The 18,959-nt window shown below is 40.1% G+C and carries 18 protein-coding genes; 6 read left to right on the top strand and 12 right to left on the bottom strand.

Going from position 1 to position 18,959, the window contains the following annotated elements; translation table 11 throughout:
* Positions 1-5: 5 nt before the first annotated feature.
* The 3 genes from ACSLUK_RS04270 (at position 6) to ACSLUK_RS04260 (ending at position 3,570) form a co-directional block, all read left to right on the top strand.
* Positions 6-1,181: an endonuclease/exonuclease/phosphatase family protein gene (locus ACSLUK_RS04270; RefSeq protein ID WP_448547277.1), complete on the top strand. Its 1,176-nt coding sequence runs from the start codon at positions 6-8 to the stop codon at positions 1,179-1,181.
* A gap of 16 nt (positions 1,182-1,197) precedes the next feature.
* Positions 1,198-2,574, top strand: coding sequence for an alkaline phosphatase (locus ACSLUK_RS04265; protein WP_448547276.1), 1,377 nt, complete (start codon positions 1,198-1,200; stop codon positions 2,572-2,574).
* 129 nt (positions 2,575-2,703) lie between these two features.
* Complete coding sequence (locus ACSLUK_RS04260) at positions 2,704-3,570, top strand: AraC family transcriptional regulator (RefSeq protein ID WP_448547275.1); 867 nt, start codon at positions 2,704-2,706, stop codon at positions 3,568-3,570.
* Here ACSLUK_RS04260 and ACSLUK_RS04255 read toward each other — a convergent pair whose 3' ends face one another.
* Genes ACSLUK_RS04255 through ACSLUK_RS04245 form a run of 3 tightly spaced genes read right to left on the bottom strand, consistent with a single transcriptional unit; the run spans position 3,571 to position 5,671 of the window.
* Positions 3,571-4,281, bottom strand: coding sequence for an SGNH/GDSL hydrolase family protein (locus tag ACSLUK_RS04255; protein ID WP_448547274.1), 711 nt, complete (start codon positions 4,279-4,281; stop codon positions 3,571-3,573).
* A gap of 17 nt (positions 4,282-4,298) precedes the next feature.
* Complete coding sequence (locus tag ACSLUK_RS04250; RefSeq protein WP_448547273.1) at positions 4,299-4,928, bottom strand: glutathione S-transferase; 630 nt, start codon at positions 4,926-4,928, stop codon at positions 4,299-4,301.
* Between the two features lie 23 nt (positions 4,929-4,951).
* On the bottom strand, positions 4,952-5,671 hold the full coding sequence (locus ACSLUK_RS04245) for an SIMPL domain-containing protein (protein ID WP_448547271.1): 720 nt from the start codon (positions 5,669-5,671) through the stop codon (positions 4,952-4,954).
* Positions 5,672-5,836: 165 nt separating this feature from the next.
* Here ACSLUK_RS04245 and ACSLUK_RS04240 point away from each other — a divergent pair, with 165 nt between their 5' ends.
* Entirely contained in the window at positions 5,837-7,216 is a 1,380-nt protein-coding gene (locus ACSLUK_RS04240) for a class II fumarate hydratase (RefSeq protein ID WP_448547270.1), read from the top strand.
* Between the two features lie 52 nt (positions 7,217-7,268).
* Here ACSLUK_RS04240 and ACSLUK_RS04235 read toward each other — a convergent pair whose 3' ends face one another.
* The 5 genes from ACSLUK_RS04235 to sbcD all read right to left on the bottom strand — a co-directional run bounded on the left by ACSLUK_RS04235 (position 7,269) and on the right by sbcD (position 13,671).
* On the bottom strand, positions 7,269-7,670 hold the full coding sequence (locus ACSLUK_RS04235; RefSeq protein WP_448547269.1) for a VOC family protein: 402 nt from the start codon (positions 7,668-7,670) through the stop codon (positions 7,269-7,271).
* Between the two features lie 25 nt (positions 7,671-7,695).
* Positions 7,696-8,085 (bottom strand): SMU1112c/YaeR family gloxylase I-like metalloprotein, encoded by a 390-nt coding sequence (gloA2, locus tag ACSLUK_RS04230; RefSeq protein ID WP_448547268.1) that lies wholly within the window; start codon positions 8,083-8,085, stop codon positions 7,696-7,698.
* 34 nt (positions 8,086-8,119) lie between these two features.
* Complete coding sequence (locus ACSLUK_RS04225) at positions 8,120-8,593, bottom strand: GNAT family N-acetyltransferase (RefSeq protein ID WP_448547267.1); 474 nt, start codon at positions 8,591-8,593, stop codon at positions 8,120-8,122.
* An 81-nt stretch (positions 8,594-8,674) separates the two neighbouring features.
* Positions 8,675-12,388 (bottom strand): AAA family ATPase, encoded by a 3,714-nt coding sequence (locus ACSLUK_RS04220; protein WP_448547266.1) that lies wholly within the window; start codon positions 12,386-12,388, stop codon positions 8,675-8,677.
* Positions 12,385-13,671, bottom strand: a complete 1,287-nt coding sequence (sbcD, locus tag ACSLUK_RS04215; RefSeq protein WP_448547265.1) for an exonuclease subunit SbcD — start codon at positions 13,669-13,671, stop codon at positions 12,385-12,387. Before sbcD ends, ACSLUK_RS04220 begins: the two co-directional genes overlap by 4 nt.
* A 168-nt stretch (positions 13,672-13,839) precedes the next feature.
* Here sbcD and ACSLUK_RS04210 point away from each other — a divergent pair, with 168 nt between their 5' ends.
* Positions 13,840-14,208, top strand: coding sequence for a VOC family protein (locus ACSLUK_RS04210; RefSeq protein WP_448547264.1), 369 nt, complete (start codon positions 13,840-13,842; stop codon positions 14,206-14,208).
* A gap of 302 nt (positions 14,209-14,510) precedes the next feature.
* The gene (locus ACSLUK_RS04205; protein ID WP_448547310.1) at positions 14,511-14,972 is read left to right on the top strand and encodes a methylglyoxal synthase; all 462 of its coding nucleotides are present in this window, start codon (positions 14,511-14,513) and stop codon (positions 14,970-14,972) included.
* Positions 14,973-14,981: 9 nt separating this feature from the next.
* On the opposite strand, the gene fdhD is transcribed toward ACSLUK_RS04205, so the two are convergent.
* The 4 genes from fdhD to ACSLUK_RS04185 form a co-directional block, all read right to left on the bottom strand.
* Positions 14,982-15,812 (bottom strand): formate dehydrogenase accessory sulfurtransferase FdhD, encoded by an 831-nt coding sequence (fdhD, locus tag ACSLUK_RS04200; RefSeq protein WP_448547263.1) that lies wholly within the window; start codon positions 15,810-15,812, stop codon positions 14,982-14,984.
* Between the two features lie 451 nt (positions 15,813-16,263).
* Positions 16,264-16,725, bottom strand: coding sequence for an outer membrane lipoprotein (locus tag ACSLUK_RS04195; RefSeq protein ID WP_448547262.1), 462 nt, complete (start codon positions 16,723-16,725; stop codon positions 16,264-16,266).
* Between the two features lie 42 nt (positions 16,726-16,767).
* Positions 16,768-17,367 (bottom strand): penicillin-binding protein activator LpoB, encoded by a 600-nt coding sequence (gene lpoB / locus ACSLUK_RS04190; protein WP_448547261.1) that lies wholly within the window; start codon positions 17,365-17,367, stop codon positions 16,768-16,770.
* A 44-nt stretch (positions 17,368-17,411) separates the two neighbouring features.
* Positions 17,412-18,830, bottom strand: coding sequence for a COG3014 family protein (locus ACSLUK_RS04185; protein WP_448547260.1), 1,419 nt, complete (start codon positions 18,828-18,830; stop codon positions 17,412-17,414).
* Positions 18,831-18,959: the final 129 nt, after the last annotated feature.

Raw genomic sequence — 18,959 nt, 5'->3', positions numbered from 1 at the left:
GTAAAATGAATAAAATTAAGTTGGCTGTAGCTACAGCATTATTTATGACACAAGTAAATGCCAGTGAAGTAAACACAATAAGAGTTGCTACGTTTAACGTGAGCATGGAAGCGCTGAATTACGTTGAACGTAAGAAAGGTGAGCAACCAAAAGTAACAGGAAACGAACTTTCTCACGCGTTAGCAAACCAACACCAGCAAATTAAAAACATTGCTGAAATAATACAGCGGGTAAATCCTGACATATTGCTGTTGAACGAATTTGATAATGTCGATAAAAACGCGCTGCAAAACTTTGTCAAAAACTTTTTAGCTGTGCCTCAGGCTAATCAAAAAGCTATTTCCTACCCATACAGTTTTCAGGCACCTGTGAATACAGGAGTGCTATTAACCGCGGACGCTACAGGTGATAACAGTATTACTCACCCTGCTGATACGCATGGTTTTGGTTACTTTCCTGGACACTTCGGTATGGCTTTGCTTTCTAAACACCCTATCAATAAAGATGCCGTTCGTACGTTCCAAAAGTTTCTTTGGAAAGACATGCCAAATGCCCTTGTTCCAGTTGACCCAGATACAAACAAGCCATGGTACAGTGACACCGTGTGGAAACAATTGCGCCTATCTTCTAAATCACATTGGGACCTTCCTATTGTAGTAAATGGAAGAACAATTCATGTTTTAGCTAGCCACCCAACCCCACCAGTGTTTGACGGGCCCGAAGATAGAAATGGAAAACGAAACCATGACGAAATTCGCTTTTGGCACGACTACATTTCAGACCAAAGCAGCGGCTATATCTATGATGACAACAACAAGCGTGGTGGTCTACCAACTAATAGCACGTTCGTTATTCTTGGCGACCAGAATGCATCAGCTAATGAAGGTGATGCCATTAATTCCGGTATTGCCAGTTTAACTAATCACCCACTTGTTATTGATCCTATGCCTACAAGTGAAGGCGGCAAAAAAAGTAAAGCTGATAACCCGAATGCTAAGTACCATACCGCATATTGGGGTATGCGTGCCGACTATGTATTGCCTTCTAAACATGGCTGGACAGTTACTGGCACTGGTGTTTTTTGGCCAAACGAGGACAGTAACGAATTCCGTCTTATTAAAGATCGACAAGCGTCATCTGATCATAGATTAGTGTGGGTTGATTTACAGATTAGCAAATAAATTATTAGGATTTTCGATGAAAAAATTATTGCCGTCTATTTTAAGCCTTGCAATGCTTTCTGCTTGTGCAAATACGAACACAGCGCATACGACGCGAATTGAAGCACAGCCAGTAAAAAACATCATTATGATCGTGGCTGACGGTATGGGGCCTGCGTACACTTCCGCCTACCGTTATTATAACGATGATCCTTCTACGGAAGTTATCGAACAAACCGTGTTTGAAAGACATTTAGTCGGAAGCGCCAGCACTTACCCTGCACCTATTTCAGGCTACGTAACGGATTCAGCAGCTGGTGCAACTGCACTTGCAAGCGGTATCAAGAGTTATAATGGTGCAATCGGTGTAGACGTAAATAAACAACCGGTTAAATCAGTGTTACATGCGGCAAAAGCGAAAGGAATGAAGACTGGCGTAGTTGTTACTTCGCAAGTTAACCACGCTACACCCGCTTCCTATATCACACATAATGAAAGTCGTAGAAACTACAATCAAATAGCTGACAGTTATGTTGATAACGGCATAAATACCGACTTGTTGTTAGGTGGCGGTACCTCATATTTCATTCGCGACGATCGAAACTTGGTTGAAGAGTATAAAGCTAAAGGTTTCCAATATATTGATGCTTATCAACAACTCAATGATATCAACACCAACCAACCTGTATTAGGCCTGTTCGCACCAGTTGGTCTGCCTTGGTCATTAGATGACACTGACAAACATCGTTTATCTACAATGACAAAAGCAGCAACAGAATATCTCATAAATGATAGTGGGTATTTTTTGTTGATCGAAGCTAGTCAGGTCGACTGGGCGGGACACGCGAATGACGTTGGCTCTGCAATGGCGGAGATGGATGACTTGGCGAAAACGCTAGAGTACTTAGAAGACTATGTACAGAAACACCCTAATACGCTAGTGGTACTAACCGCAGATCATAGTACTGGCGGGTTTACCATTGCTGCGAACGGCAAATACAAATGGGATCCGACAGTGCTGCGAACGCTTAAGCAATCAACTCAAGCAGTAGCGAAGGAACTAACCGAAAAAGAAGTTACCGTTGAGCATTTAAGCACTTGGTTGAATACTAAAATAACGCAGGACACTGTTGATAAAGTTAATGAAGCCAAGACAAACGCATTAAAAGCAATCGCGGAATACGAACAGTTGTCATCAGAACAACAAGCTAAAAAGCGTAAGCCAAACGTGACTGAAGCTATTTTCAAAGCTTTAACTAAAGTTGTCGATGAGTTAACTAACACTGGATGGACGTCGAGCGGCCATACGGGTATCGATGTTCCGGTGATAGCATTGGGTGCAGGCAAAGAAGCGTTCATCGGCGGACAAGATAATACAGACATAGCCAAGAAAATCTTTAAACTTCTTAAATAGATTTATTTTAGATACAAATACAAAAGCCACGGCAGTGATTCACTGAAGTGGCTTTTTAGCAATTTGGGTCAGGTAATTCTTAATCTCGTTAATGATAATTGCGCATGAACGTTTGAATTTAGGATAAAAATGAAACAGCACTATATCGATATCTATCAGCGAACAATCGATTATATCGAGCACAACTTGTTTGATGAACTCTCGTTAGAACAAATAGCCAAATCAGTCTATTGTTCAAAGTATCATTTACACCGAATTTTCAATTCAGTAAATGGACAAACCATTGGTCAGCATATTATTGAGCAAAAGCTAAATAAAGCGGCATACCAATTAGTGTTTCGTTCAGACCTCTCAATAACCGACATTGGTTTAGCAACAGGCTTTGCCAATTCTGAGTCATTTAGTCGTGCATTCAAACGTGTTTATCAGCAGACACCTCGAGAATATCGTAATAATCCAATACGTAAACCGTGGCTGTCTAGTCAACACGATCAAAAGGAATACTCTATGAAAAATCACTCGGACATCGCCCAAGTAGAAATTGTTTATCTCGATGATATCGAATTAGCAGTGTTGTCACATGTTGGCCACCCCGCCACATTACACGACACGCTGAACACGTTTATACAATGGCGAAAAGCAAATGGATTAACCCCAAACAAATACCGAACCTTTAACCTGTTTGAAAACGATCCAACTCAAGTGCCTCCCGAAGAATTCAGCGTAGGAATATGTACCCAAGTTCCTTCTGGGTTTTCAAATATTAGCGAAGATATAACACTTACATCATTACCTGCAGGTCGCTACGCCAAATTAAGACATAAAGGTAGCGAAGCACAACTACCTAACTCTATTAATACGCTTTATCGCGATTGGCTGATCAATTCAGATGAAATGCCAAAAGATTTTCCATTAATTTTAGAAAGATTAACGCTCTATCCTGATGTTGATGCTTGTGACAATATAATTGATATTTATGTAGCGCTTAACGATTAACTAAAGAGGGTTTGTATAAATACGTTCAACGGCATCTTGCGCAGCTTCCGCCCATTTTTCATAACCCAGTTCATTCGGATGAAAACCATCAATAGCAAAACCGTTAATATGGTCGTCAAGATCAGGTGTTAACAAGTGTATATAAGAGCGATCACGACTGTATTTAGCCAATGCATGATTAAGCTGGTTTGCACGCCAACCCAAAAGCCAATTCAACGGCCAACGTAACGCAGGGAAAGACGCCATAGGTGGTACACATGTAATTAAGATATGTGAACAATGATACTTATGGCGCAATAACTCAATCAATGAGTGCATTGTTTGTCGCCATACATTTATTGGACATCCACACGTGACTTCATTTACGCCAAGTGAAATAATCGCTATATCAACCTCATTGGTATAGAGGTTTTCTAGTCGACTAATAGCATCGTGAGTCCTGTCGCCGTTTTGCGCAATCAGCTGCCAGTTAACCGTATATTTTTTTGCTAATTTACGATTTAGTTTGCCAACCAAAGCGTTATCAAGATGATCAACTCCAACACCGGCAGCCGCCGAATCGCCTAGATAGAGTATATTTAATGAATCACCTTCTCCTATTGTTCCTTCCCTCACTCCACTCGCTTCTGGCAACTTAATTGTCGTTCGTCTCAAGTAAATAGATTGCCAAGCGATAATCGGTGATAACAAAAAGGAAGCAACATAAAACATACTTTTATAAAACCTAGTTACACCATGCAACTATTATGAAATGAAGCTGCTTGGAACGCACTATAGCTTTCAACTTTTTGAGAAAGTTGAGCCAACGAAGGAAAACACTCCTCGTCAACAACTTCAGGAATAACTTCACGCGCAAAATACCAAGCAACAGCTGTGCTAATGACCGCTTGATCAATGTTATCTTCAGTAACTGAATGCCATAGCGGCTTGATAGCGTTTTCAAGTAGTACAAATGTTTCTTTGGCTTGTTCGGTAACTCGCGAGAGCCATCGTTTGTCTTGTTTATCTTCGCTTCGTAGGTGTTGTTCATAATACACTTGAACGCTCTTTTCATTAGCGACAAGCGCTAACCCAACGATATGCAGTGTTTTTCTACGCTGTTCTGCATTGCATGGAACTAATCGTTGTTTTGGTGCAACCAGATTCTCGGCATAATCTAAAATAACAGAAGAATCCATCAAAACAGTACCGTCTTCACAGATAACGGTTGGCGCTTTAACAACAGGATTGTGTTGCTTAAATTCTTCGTAATTCTGAAATACCGATAAGGAGTGATGTTCAAAGGTTAACCCCAAATATTGCAAAGAAATAGCAACCCTTCTTACATACGGAGAATCTAACTTGCCAATTAACTTCATTTTGCTACTCCCTTATCAAAAGATTAGTCTGATAAATAATACTCTACAGTCGTGACGACTCTAATTTTCTTTATGTGTGGATTATTAGTATCTCGCGAACGGATACTAAATTGGCCTTGCGAAGCGCTTTTAATTTTTCCTAACTGACTATCTGAATCTTGAGCAAACTTTTGCGCTACCTCTCGGGCATTTTTTGTTGCTTCTTCTATCATAGCGGGTTTAATGTCATTGAGACGTTCGAACAAAAACTCTGTTTGTGTTTGATAATTATTACCCACAAAAACAATGCCTTGTTTTCCCAACACCGAAAGTGACGACATTAAAGAGCGTACCTCTTCAATACGCTCAGAATAGACTGTCACCGTTTGTTGTGCTGTATAGCGATATTCATTACGATTGTTTGAACCGTATTGTTGCGCTGAGCGATCATTGATCGCGGGTGCTGCTTGGGTTAGTTCTTTTTCAGTCAGGCCATTTAACAACAAATAGGCACGAATTTTATCGGCATTCTTTTCCATTTGAATATACAAGTCTTCAAGATCATTGCTTGCAGAAACAAACTGAATCGGCCAAATAACTATATCTGCTAGGTGTTCCTGCTCAGCTAGTCCCTTTACACGAACAACCCGGTCAAATTGCTTAAATCTTTCTATAGAGGCATACAAACTTACCGAGAGAATTAATGAGGCAACGATAACACCAATGGACAATGACAACTTAGCACCTGGAGTTTTTTCTCGCACTGCACTTCCTTATAACAGATATTATTTGGCTATTTATAACTTTAAACTACGCTCAATCTTCATATTTTTCAACACAGGAGCTGTCTTTTTATATTACGAATTGTTGTGCAAGTTAGCCTAATTTAGACCAATATATATGGAATACAGTTATTCATAGGAAGTTTAATGAAACACACGCGAATTGAAAAAGACAGCATGGGAGAACTTGAAGTTCCACACAAAGCACTATACGGTGCACAGACTCAACGTGCGGTGAATAACTTTCCTATCAGTAACCAATCAATGCCCAAACCGTTTATTGAGGCATTACTAACCATTAAACTCGTTGCTGCCAATACAAACAAAAAGCTGGAACTATTAGCACAGCCCGTAACTGAGGCAATTGTCAGTGCATGCACAGAATTACTCGCAAATAACAATCTAATGAGTCATTTTCCTGTCGATATATTTCAAACAGGATCAGGGACAAGTTCTAATATGAATGCGAATGAAGTCATAGCGACTATCGCTTCCCAGCATGCCAAGCAAGAAATTTCGCCCAATGACCATGTAAACTATGGGCAAAGTAGCAACGATGTTATCCCTACGGCCATTCATTTAACTGCTGCCCTATTGTTGGAAAATAGCTTACTGCCAGCACTAACTCATTTAGTAAAAGAAACCAAATATAAAGCGAAAAGCTTAACTGAGTGCATCAAAACTGGTCGAACGCATTTAATGGACGCGATGCCAGTCAGTCTTGAACAAACCTTAAATGGCTGGGCGGCACAGATTGAAGAACAAATCGCACTACTCAAACGTATACAACCTTCGTTGCACGCATTAGCTCAAGGCGGCACAGCTGTAGGTACAGGTGTAAATGCACATCCACAGTTCGCCGAGATTTTTGCGCAGGAATTAAGCCAACATACCAATATAGAATTTTCAGCGGCTGATAATTTGTTTGCACGAATTGGTTCACAAGACACTGCGGTTTCTTTATCGGGTCAACTAAAATCACTGTCAGTGACTTTAATGAAAATTAGTAATGATTTACGTTGGATGAATTCAGGGCCGTTGGCAGGATTAAGCGAAATCTCGCTAGAAGCATTACAGCCCGGTTCTTCTATCATGCCCGGTAAAGTGAACCCGGTAATTCCTGAAGCTACTGCGATGGTTTGTGCACAAGTAATAGGTAATGACACAGCCATCACCGTTGCAGGACAATCTGGCAACTTTGAACTGAATGTTATGCTTCCTATGATTGCCAATAACTTGATAAGCAGCCTAACACTGTTATCAAACGCTAGTACGCTTCTCGCAGACAAGGCAATCAAGAGTTTTTCCGTAAACAACGAAAACCTAACACGTTCATTAGCGAAAAACCCGATTTTAGTAACCGCTCTAAATCCGGTGATCGGGTATATAAAAGCAGCAGAGATAGCTAAAATTGCCTATAAAGAAAAGCGAGATATTCTTGACGTAGCCGCCGAGCATACTGATATTGATATCGACGAGCTAAAAACGTTACTTGATCCGAAACGCCTTATTTCAGGCGGTACTTAATTTTTGGTAACGACAGCAACCAATTTAAGTAGCCTGCAACTAGTTTTAGATATCATTCAAACCATTCAAGCCCTTCATAAGGGGTTTCTACTAAAGATCGTAGTCTCGTTGAAAGATCACCAACATGCAATTCTAATTTGTGTTGATCTGGATCCAGCAAATACAGTGAGTCACCTTCACTCGTGTTTTCCTGCCACAAGGGCAAGTTTATCGTCTGAATCAACGCGCTAACTTCATCTAATTCATGTTGAGTTAAGGTGAACGCAATATGAGAGTAATCTTGACTCGGTTTTGCTTCGCCAACAGCCAAACACAGCCAAATACCATTAGTTTGTAAATATGCGCCTTTTCGCCATTTACAGATAGGTTTAAACTTCAATACATTAACATAAAAATCCAAGGATACGTATAGATTAGTAACGCTTAACGTTATGTGATTTAAGCCTTTAGTCATTGATCAGCTCTTCATTTTTGGTTTATTAAGTAACTTCATACAACTCTAATGGCAAGTCGTCTGGATCGCTAAAAAAGGTAAACTTTTTGCCTGTATATTCGTCTACTCGGATTGGCTCTACATCAATATTATTGTCGTTTAAATAAGAAACGACTTTTTGAATGTCAGTAACGGAAAATGCTAGATGCCGCAACCCTCTAGCTTCTGGAAAACTAGGTCTTTTAGGTCTATAGGGAAATGAAAAAAGCTCCAATTGACTTCCATCTGGTAATAGTAAATCAAGCTTGTATGAGTCTCGTTCCACCCGATAATTCTCTGCAATTATCGGCAGTTGAAGTACATTCGAATAAAAGTCCTTAGACTTTTCGTAATCACTACAAATAATTGCGGCATGATGTATCCCTTTTAATAGCATAGTTAGACTGTACTGTTCCGCAGTGGCTTTCTAATTAGGACAAATTTAACTTCATGGGCAAGTCTTTAATACCGCCTCTGATTCGATACTCAGATACAGGCTCAAAACCAAGTTGCCGATAAAATTTAACTGCATTGAATGACGCATTCACTGTGATAGTATTTGCGCCAAGCTCGTTTATAGCAAAGTCACGAGCACAGTACCAAAGTCTCTTGCCAATACCACTTTTTTGCTCTCCTGGTAATACAAATAAATGATAAAGGTGACAATTTCTCCGTAAACCAATGACACCGATAATTCGTTGAGCTGACTTCGCTAGAAAGTACACTGTACCTTCTCGCATTTCAGACAAAATAGAGGTTTCAGATGTAGCGTTAAGCAACCGCTGGGCACCCTGTTCACTACACTCAGGTAGGATAAACGCTGTTAACGCTGCCTGAATAACAATCGACATGTCACTCGCGTTTACTTCTGTTGCTTTTACTATATCGATTACAACTTCTTCCATACTATCCTTTTACAATTGGTTCATTCCATACTTATGACAAATTCGCATTGGCGTACGGTTCAACAATAAGAGTGTGTTAAGTTAGGCAGCCTTAAACTGATTGTCTAATTGGCTATAGCCTAGGCCATTGTGCTTTTTAACGGCGATTTGTGTCGTGATACGCTCTTTTAATACATCTATGTGGCTAATTACGCCGATCATCTTGCCTTGTGCATTCAGGTTATCGAGGGCATCTAAAGCAACTTCCAACGTTTCATTGTCTAAAGTGCCAAAGCCTTCATCTAAGAACAACGAATCAATACTTGTTTTATTACTAACGAGGTCAGATAACGCTAATGCAAGTGCCAAACTCACTAAAAAGCTTTCACCGCCTGACAGCGTTTTGGTGTCTCTCACCGCGTCCGCCTGCCAAGTGTCTACAACTTCAATTAAAAGCTGTTCGCTGTTTTGGCGTTGTAGCTGATATCGCGATTGAATATTTTGCAATTGTCTATTGGCTAAAACTATTAAGTGTTCAAGCGTTAATCCTTGGGCAAAGCGCCTAAATTTCGCACCATCTGCTGAACCAATTAAGCCATTGAGTAATGTTAGATCCACTAACTGCTCACGCTGAGAATCAATTTGTTTTGCAATATCCTGTGCTTGTGACTGTAATTCTGATTGATTACTAATTTTTTGATTTAGCTGCCCTATTTTCTCTTGCATTTCATTCAACGCTGTTTCTTCAGTTGTGATATTCAGAGCAATTTCCGCTAACGTAGGTAATTCATTCGGTTCAGCAATTGATTTGGGCTTGTTCTCCTCAGACGTTTGCAGTTTAGCTTTATATTCTTTAATCAGAGACTGGTTCTGCGTCGTTTTCTCATCAAGCGCTTGTTTTAACGCAACTAAGTGACTTCTTTCTTCGTTACTTATTAAGGCATTAACAAATGCAGCTTCACATTCAAAGTCACTATCTATAATAGCTTGTTGCCATTGCTCGGTCAGTGTTTGATACTCAGCAGACATCGTCTGCAAATATTGCTGCTGTTGCTGTAGTTGCCCTTCAAGTGCTTTAATTTGTTGTAAGAGCTCCACTTGTTTGTCTTGAAACACTTGCCACTGGTGCTTAGCTTGTTCCGTTGCCTGTTTAAGTTGCTCACGTACCTCTATTACGACTTGTGTCCCAAACAATGCTGTGCGTTCCGCTTGTTTTTGCGATGCTTGCGCTAAAAGCGCGTTTATTGCTGAAGTTTGGCTGTCTATCAGTGCTACTTGATTTGTACGTTTTTCATTTAAAGAGATCGATTGTCGTTCTAGCTCGAGACTTTTGGTTTTCAGCGACTCTAGCGCATCTATGTGTTTTACATATTCCGCTTGTTGCTGCTCAAGATTAGCAACAAATGCTGCTAACTGTTGTTCGTTTTGAAATACATCCAAAGAGTGCTCAAGTCGATGCGAACTAAAGTCAGCCGACAGTGCTTGTTTTTCTTGTTCAACTTGCGCTGTTAGCTGCGCGATGCGTTCTTGATTTTCAATAAGCCCACGCTTTGTATTATCGAACTCTTGCTGAGTTAAGCCCAATTGCCCCGCCAACTCAGTTCTTGATTGAATCAAATGAGATAAGCTTTCCTGGGCTTTATTCATTGCTTGAGACAGCGTTGACCATTGTTCATGTGTCTGGTTGATCACGCTATTCAGCTGTTCACTCTGTGCTATTTGGCTAGATATCGCTTCATGATCTGACAAGCTGCACGGCCAATTTAGCTGCATCATTAACTCACTCCACTGCTCAACAATTTTAACGTTAGCTTGTTGTTTCTCTGCCAAAGTTTGTTGGGCAAGTTGAAGCTGTGCTGAAATCTGCGTTGCGTGATCTCTGGCATCTTTTCCCTGCTGCTCAATTTTCTGTAACTCAACGTCTAGTGCAGCTAAACGCAGCTCGTGCTCGTTGGCATTCAACGCACCATATTGTGCAATTGCGGGATGCTCTGTTGAACCACAAAGCGGGCATTCATCGCCGGGTTGTAATTTTGCTCTATGATCGGATAAGGATGCAATGGTACGTTGCTGCTCAAGAATGGTGGAAACATCGTTTCTACTTTGCTGTAGCCCTTTAAACTCGCCTCGTAACCGCTTGAGTTCTTCGTCTGCTATTACTTTCTGTTGTTCAAGTTCGCTGATACGAGTTGTGGTTTGCGTTAATTCAACAGCGAGTTGCTGATAGTGTTCATAACAATGCTTAACATTTACCAACACTGAGTTGGTGTACTGCATGTTAGTTTGCTTCGCTAACAATGCTTCATAGTCTGCACAATTTACCGAAGCTAATAATGACTGACATTGTTGGGTCAAACTTTGTTTTAATGTGTTAGCTTGTTCAATTTCAAGATCAAGCTGTGTGAGCTTTTTAGTTGATTGTGAGATGTTTTGCTCATTCTGCTGAATAGTTTTTTGTGAATTTACAATCACACTTTCAAGAGTAACCACTTCTTGATGTGATTTGATCACTGAAATTATCTGGTTTTGCCAAAGCGGGAGCTTTTGTTGTACAACATTGAGATGGCTATTCTCTTCAAGAAATTGTTGATGCTTATCGAGTTCCAATTGCAATAGCCGTGTACTCTCAGCTTTTGATTTAACCTCAATTTCAGTTTTTTCTTGTAGCTGATTTAGCTCATTTAATTGATTTTTCAGTTTAAGCGCTTGCTGATTGTCGTATTCAATTGCAGAATCGAGCGGTGCTATTTTGTCGACGATTAACGCTTCTGTCGTTTGTTGTTTTGTTGATTCTTCATCCCATTTCAGTTTAGCGTTAACCAACGATTCATCTGTTGATGACAGTTGTTGTTTGATATTACCTAAGTGCTCACCTAGCTGCGTTACTTGAGATTTGGCTGAAATGATTTGGTCGCCCAGCTTCGTTTTAGCGTCAAACTTATTGCGAAGTTTCTCAGCGGGATCACTAAGTGCTAGCGTGTCGAGTTGAGGCTGAGCTTGCTGAATTTCATCTTTTATAATTACTTCGTCAGCGATGAGTTTTTCTAAGGAATCAGTAATCGCTTGTCTTTCTGTTAGCCACCTTTCAGTTACACGTAACTCACCAACCTTTTGTATTGAAAGGTTTATTTCACTTTTCAATTTTTCTTGCGTAGCGACAAGTTCAGAGAGTTCGTCAGCACTCATTAAGGTTATGCCACTACGTTTTGCTTCAAGATTTTTTAATGCAGCAGTTGCCTCTCGATGATTCTCGAATACTTGCTGAGAAATCTCGCCGTAAATTTCACTCCCCGTTAGCTCTTCTAACAACTCGGCCCGCTCGTTTGCATGTGCATTTAGAAACGCTGCAAATTGCCCTTGTGACAACATCATTGAACGGGTAAATCGTGCAAAATCTAAACCCGTAATTTCTGCTATTTTGCTACGAACTTGCGAAACTTTGGTAGCTATAATCTCACCCGTCTTTAGTGCGAGTTCAGCAGTAGGCTTTTGAAGGTTTCCATCAACCGCATTTTTCGCTCGTCGTTGGCTCCAAAATGCACGATAGGCCACGCCCCTAACTTCAAACTCTACTTCTGCAACACAATGCGCAGTATAACGCGTCATTAATTGGTTATTTTTGTCTGAAATGGTTAGCCTTGGCGTTTGATGATAAAGTGCCAAACAAATCGCATCTAAAATGGTTGTTTTTCCTGCCCCCGTAGGCCCCGTAATGGCAAAAACGCCATGTTGATCAAACGGTGGCTGAGTAAAGTCTATATGCCAATGCCCTTTTAACGAGTTAACATTCTCAAATCGAAGCGTTAATATTTTCATTGAATCACCTCCGCAGTTTCTACGGGCAATTGCAGTGAGTTGGATTCGTCTTCTGGAGGTGTTTTAATTTGCTCAACGGTTTGCATGTAAAGTGTTTTAAGTCGGTCAGCCTGCGCATCATCACTGACGTCAATTGTGCTAAGTTTCGCATCAAATACCTCTGCAACCGACAACTCATCTAACGTTATTTTTTCTTCATAAATTGATGATTGTTCTTTCGCTGATTTTGTTCGACGAATTCGTAATACTTCTACCGGTAGTGACGCCGTTAATTCTTCTATTTTGGCGCCCAAGTCACTTAGATAATCAGCAGTAGATACTTCTATGTCTAACCATAAAATAGACTGTTCGGTAAAATTATCACCAAACGCTTCAATTGCTAGTTCTACATCATTAACCAGCGTTGACATACTCGTTTTGAGCGTAGCCAAAAATTGAAAACTAGGTATCTTTAGCGGTGTCACGTTTAACAATTGACCTTTGTCGAAACACACTAAATTAACTTGTTTTATCGTACTAGCTTCATCAAAACTTAATGGAATGGGTGAGCCGCAATAGCGAATATGCTCACTCTTGGCAACCTTTTGAGGGCGATGTATATGCCCTAACGCGATATAGTCAGCTGGGGGAAAGTCGCTAGCAGGCACGGCGTCTAGTGTACCTATATAGATATCCCGTACCGACTCTGACATTTTGGCCCCAACAGCTGTTAAATGACCCGTTGCAATAATCGGTATTGCATGATCACCCGCTATTTGGGTTGCCGCATTATATATTTCCAGATAATGCGCTGCTATCTGTTGACGTAAGTCATGCTGTTTTTCACTAGCCGACTGCCCAAAGCTACTTTGTTGGATGTCTTTAGGTCGTAAAAACGGTACTGCACAAATTACACCAAGCGGTTGATCGTTTGAGTCTGTTATCGTGACGATCTGATCTTGAATGTTCGCTTGCGGTTGAGCGATGACGTGGCAAGATAAATGCGACGCCATGCCCTTAGATTCTGCGAGCATTGATACTGAGTCGTGGTTGCCTGCTAATACAATGAGTTGACACGCTAATTGATGAATGCGAACAATAAAGTTGTAATACATTTCACGTGCATAACTTGGCGGCGTGCCCGTATCGAAGACATCACCAGCAACAATGATTGCGTTTACCTGATTGACTTCTACCTGTTCAACTAGCCAATCTAAGAATTCCGTATGTTCCTTTATACGATTTTTTCCATAGAAATTTTGTCCTAAGTGCCAGTCAGAAGTATGAAGAATTTTGAAGGTCATGAAATGTTTTTATCTTGTTGTGTTTATGCGGCAATGGGTTATATTCACTTATATGACGCGATAATTCAACGGATCTTACATGCAAATAGTCAGAGAAATAACTATTTGCGTTATTAATCTACAGCGTACTCAAGTTTTGACAAAATATAACAATAAATTGGAGGGAATATGGACAATCAGGTGGTTTGGGTTGACGTACCTGTTGTGGACTTAGACAGAGCAATTAAGTTCTATAGTGCAATACTGGGTGAAGCAGTAACTAAGGAGCAATTTGGCGATTGCGCTTTTGGCTTGCTTCCACACGCACAAACAAATGTTGCTGGCTGTTTAGCCGTAATGGAAGATCGTAAGCCTTCAGCGAATGGACCTTTAGTGTATTTTAATGCTAATGGTCGAATTGATGACGCTGTAAATGCAGCGAAGTCTTTTAATGTAGAAATCATAGAAGAGCGCCTCGAAATGGGCGAACATGGTGTTCGTGCTGTACTCTTTGATTCTGAAGGCAACAAGATCGCACTACACAGTAACAGTAAATAGCTTTACCGCGACGCACCCTATAGTTTTAGTGCTAAATGTAACCAAATATCAAATAGCTTTAGCACTAAACTATTCTCTACTTTGGTTTCTCTCACCTATTTTACACCGACCAAATGCGTTACATTCGTTTGAAACGAGCAGAATCTCTGTAGTTTATTATCATTTGTTTTAACTCAATAGTGAAAGTCTATATGGCTTATTTCATACGCCATTTCAGCGATATACTGCTAGTTTTCATCGCTATTTACCATTACGATGAACACGTAGAAACTAATTCCATTCGAGTTGAGAATCAGACGAATATGCAATACAAATCGATAGTGGCACCGCAGAATAAAGCAATCGCCCTAGTGGCACATGATAATATGAAACAAGCACTCATCAATTGGTGTGTGACCCATCAAGATAAACTTAAGATCCATAACTTATTCGCGACAGGTACTACAGGTTCGCTACTTGAAAAAGCGTCATCGATATCGATCAATAAGTTGATTAGTGGTCCACTTGGTGGCGACCAACAAATTGGTGCGTTAATTTCTGAACAAAAAATAGATTTGATGGTATTTTTCTGGGATCCTTTACAAGCACAACCTCATGATCCAGACGTTAAGGCACTTTTACGATTAGCGGCAGTTTGGAACATTCCTGTCGCCTGTAACATCGCAACAGCTGATTTTATGATTTCTTCACCATTATTTTCACAGACTTACGAAAAACAAATACCTGATTACGAACAATACATGGCAAGCAGGACCAAGTCTTAAATATTGAACCTAGACGGTGAGCCGTTGATGCCCTGAATAAACGTTGAATCCCTTTACGCTAACAAAGCCTATTAATGTAAGTCCGAATCGGTTCGCAGCATCGATTGCTAAACTTGACGCACCACCTACAGCCACAAGAACCGGAATGCCAGCGACCAATGTTTTTTGCACCATTTCTAAACTGATTCGACTACTCAACACAATCACCGCTTCATGCAAGTCTACTTTTCGACAATTGATCGCCAAATGCCCTAGTAATTTATCAAGTGCATTATGGCGTCCTATGTCTTCATGCAAAGTGATCAGCTTGCCATTTATATCGAATAAACTAGCGGCATGATTTCCTCCTGTCTGAGCAAATAAAGATTGGTGCTGCTTCATTTGCTCGGCATAATGATTCAAGTCATCAGCATTTAGCCATGCTTCTTTTGTAGATAGACAAATATCATGTTTTGTTTCGAACTGCTTAATTGATGTACTGCCGCACAAGCCGCAACTGCTATACGTTGGTTGATATTTTTGGCTAAGTTCTAATGCATTAAATTTGTCATCAGTTAACTGCACATTCCAACGATTTTGGCTTGCTTCATCGTCGTCCACCGCCAATTTGATTATATCTGTTGGTGATTTAATCACCCCTTCGCTTAAGAGTAGCCCTGTAATAAGAGCGCCATCTTCTCCAGGCGTGCGATAGGTGATGGTGTATACAATCGGCTTCGCCAGCGCTATCTCTGGAGATATCACCACCTGTAATGGCTGCTCAACGATAACGCTATCATTTGCTTTTTCAAACTTACCATGTCGATAACGAAACTTGGTGATTTTCTTAATAGCTGGCAAAAGTGATCCTTATGGCGTGAATCGACAAACAAAACGTATTATCAATCATATAATTATACACGTCTAACCCATAAATGGTGTTGGTACAGCATTTTTAGAAATTTACGCTAAACTGAATTAAAACCAGTTGAATTAAGATAATACTAGACATCAAGGATTGATATAGTGAAACCTTTATCCCCGACCCTTGTAAATACATGGCTTTATTTGCGTACTTGCAGCGACCCAAAGCTTGCTAAAGCGAGGTTTTTCGCGAACAAACAAATTATTAAGCATTTTGGCTCGTGCTTAATGGCAAATATTTATGTCGAGCAATGCCAAGATGAGACGATAGAAGTCTATATTATCTAGCTATAGACAAGAGACTTTGCGCAAATCGGATCAAGATATTATTTTCGCAAGTGTCTTTCACCATAAGCAAATTGAGTTGCTTATGGTGAAATTGTTGGTATTAATACTGTTTATCTACGCGTACAGAGCCATCTTTTAGATAGATCAAACGAATTTCGTCTTTTGCCTTGAATGACATTTTGGGATCGCGATCTTGTACAACCATATATTCATCGCCATTTTCAATCTTAAGCATCAGTTCAACCAGCTGAATACTTTTTTGACGGACCCGTGGTTTACTATTACTTGCCATAGAGCCACCAACAATCGCTCCCAAGATTGTCGCAACATCGCGGCCGCTGCCACTGCCGAATTGATTACCAATAGCCGCACCAATCAGCGCTCCGCCAAAGGTTTTCCAACCACTATTTTTATCTTCAATTAATTCTTGTTCCGTTATATTACGCACTGATTGTACGGTACCAAAAAGTACTTTTTCCACTGGAACGGCTTTATTTCTATCGTAATCAGCAAGTACATTGGTACTAAAAAATATAAACAACATATAGAGAAACGCTCTCATCGCTGCCTCCTATTTTATGCTTTAAACCATGGTATCTCGTTTTTACCAACCGATGGTTTTCTTCTCACTGGTTTTACGGATTTCAGTTTCGTCAGCCCACTCTACCAAGCCGCTCTCAAGATCCATTAGACGCAAAGTAAATTTGTAATAAACATCAGACTTATCTTGATTTGACTTTACAATGCTTGATAAGTTGCCATACAACATGTATTCAGCGCCAACTTGTTTACCAAATTGAATCGCCTTGGTTGCGTCAACCATGCCGCTTTCCTGTTGAAAGTCGATTTGTTTTTTAACGGCATCAACACGTGTCATGTCAACGAATCTGAATTTTCCTGATTGCAACAATTTAGTTGATAACGAATCTGTCACTGATTCAGTATCAATGTGTTCACTGGTCTTATTTTTAATTCGCTCGACAAATAAAATTGGCCGCTTGTTTTGTGTCATTGTGCCAACAACAGGTGAAGCAATGAGCGAATTTGCCATATTAGCTGCAACTTTTTGTAAGTCTGTTGAACCAAAATTAATATCTGTTGTTTCAACTGCTTTCTCATCACCGTATTGAACAACGGTACGTTGAGAGCAACCTGCAATAATCACGGCGCTAGCAATTGTTGAAATTAAAAGTAACTTTTTCATAATCGTTCCTATATTGAGTTTTCTAGCGTTAAAAAATATTCTTGTTAATAAGCCACCTGACGTGTACGAAGTTTTCCTCCAACGTCAATCACGTTCAGTAAATATCGGCTGCCTTTGCTGACATCTAGCGAAATGTTTGTTACATCACGCCCATTTGACAACGAAAGCACCTGATTACCTGCTTGTAGCGGCATCCTAATAACCTTGACGATTGCAGGTAGTGTTGACCAGCTTCGAGTATCTGCTTTTTCGGTCGTTACGTTATAAATACTCGCAATGATATTGCCAAGATCACCACCTTCTTTTGCCATTTTCCTGCGTAACTCTTCTTTCGCTACGACACGTACCACTTGGCGTGATAATAACCAAGGTAATTCATCAACGAGCGATTTAGCAGCAAGTGATTGTACTTGCACAATATCTTCTGCCCCATATGAAAGGCCCTTATGTGTTAATGCAAACTTGCTACTAACGGTGCTTTGTTTATAAACAGGTAAAGAGAAACTGAAAAATCGAATATCATTGTGGCGGGTAAATACGGGTAAATTTAGTGAAATGTTTTGGCGACTTGGTACCAATCCTTGTTCAACGATAATTATCGCTTCACCACCATTTGGATCAGTTTTTGATTTCCTTGGAAGTGTAACGTCTAGCTCTTTTTCAAACAATGCTAGTTCGTCTTGCATATTTAGAGTGTGTGCAAGCCTCAGCACGTCTTGTTGGATATATTTATTATCCGTTGAAATCTCTAACGCTCTTTTGTAATCAATGTATGCATCGTTCAAATCACCGTTTATTTCATAAAGCACACCAGACAAATAAAAAGTGAAAGCATTTTGAAAATTGTTTTTAACCCCCCCTATTACTCCTGACATATCAGGATAGGCAGAGTATAATTTTGTTACATCTACGCCTTCATTTAGTAACGAGCTTTTTGCTTTCTCTATCGACTGTTGATTATCGCGCAAAGCTTGTTCTTGAACTAAATTGGCCCGTCTTACTTCTACTAAACTAGCGGTTAGATCACCTTGAAAAGCAAAGTTTAATGCTTGGTAAGTATGTAGCATTCCTTGCTCATATGAAGGAATTTGATAATTTAACGCACTGTCATTACTCAATACGGCGCCAACATTTTGTACCCCTTTACTAATTTGATACTTCGCGGCACGGCTTTGCTTTTCTACCTCGTTGTATACGATGTCAAACGACTGTTGGCTTTTTTGCCAGTCACCCATCAAATAATGAAGCCTCCCTTCTTCTAGCTTGGCTAATGCATAGCTATTGTGACGCTCGTTATAATCCGGTAGTTTGTCTAGTGCCGTAACATAGTTGCCATTTAGCGCTGCTTGCTTACTTACCTGCATTTGTGAATGATAACTTGAGAACAGGTCATTCAAACCCATCGTGGCGCAGCCAGACAGTGTTATCATCAACATACAAGAAATCAAGAACGACTTATTCAATCTAAAATCCAATAAAACAAAGGTCTACAAAGCATCGACAACATATAAACAACATAATTCTATTATTGACTGCTAAATGAAAAATTTCCCCAATGCAACGAGGGTGTTTCAAAATATAACGGCCTAAAG

It is taken from the genome of Thalassotalea fusca, from assembly GCF_053485835.1.
This window is presented reverse-complemented; position numbering and strand designations above follow the sequence as displayed.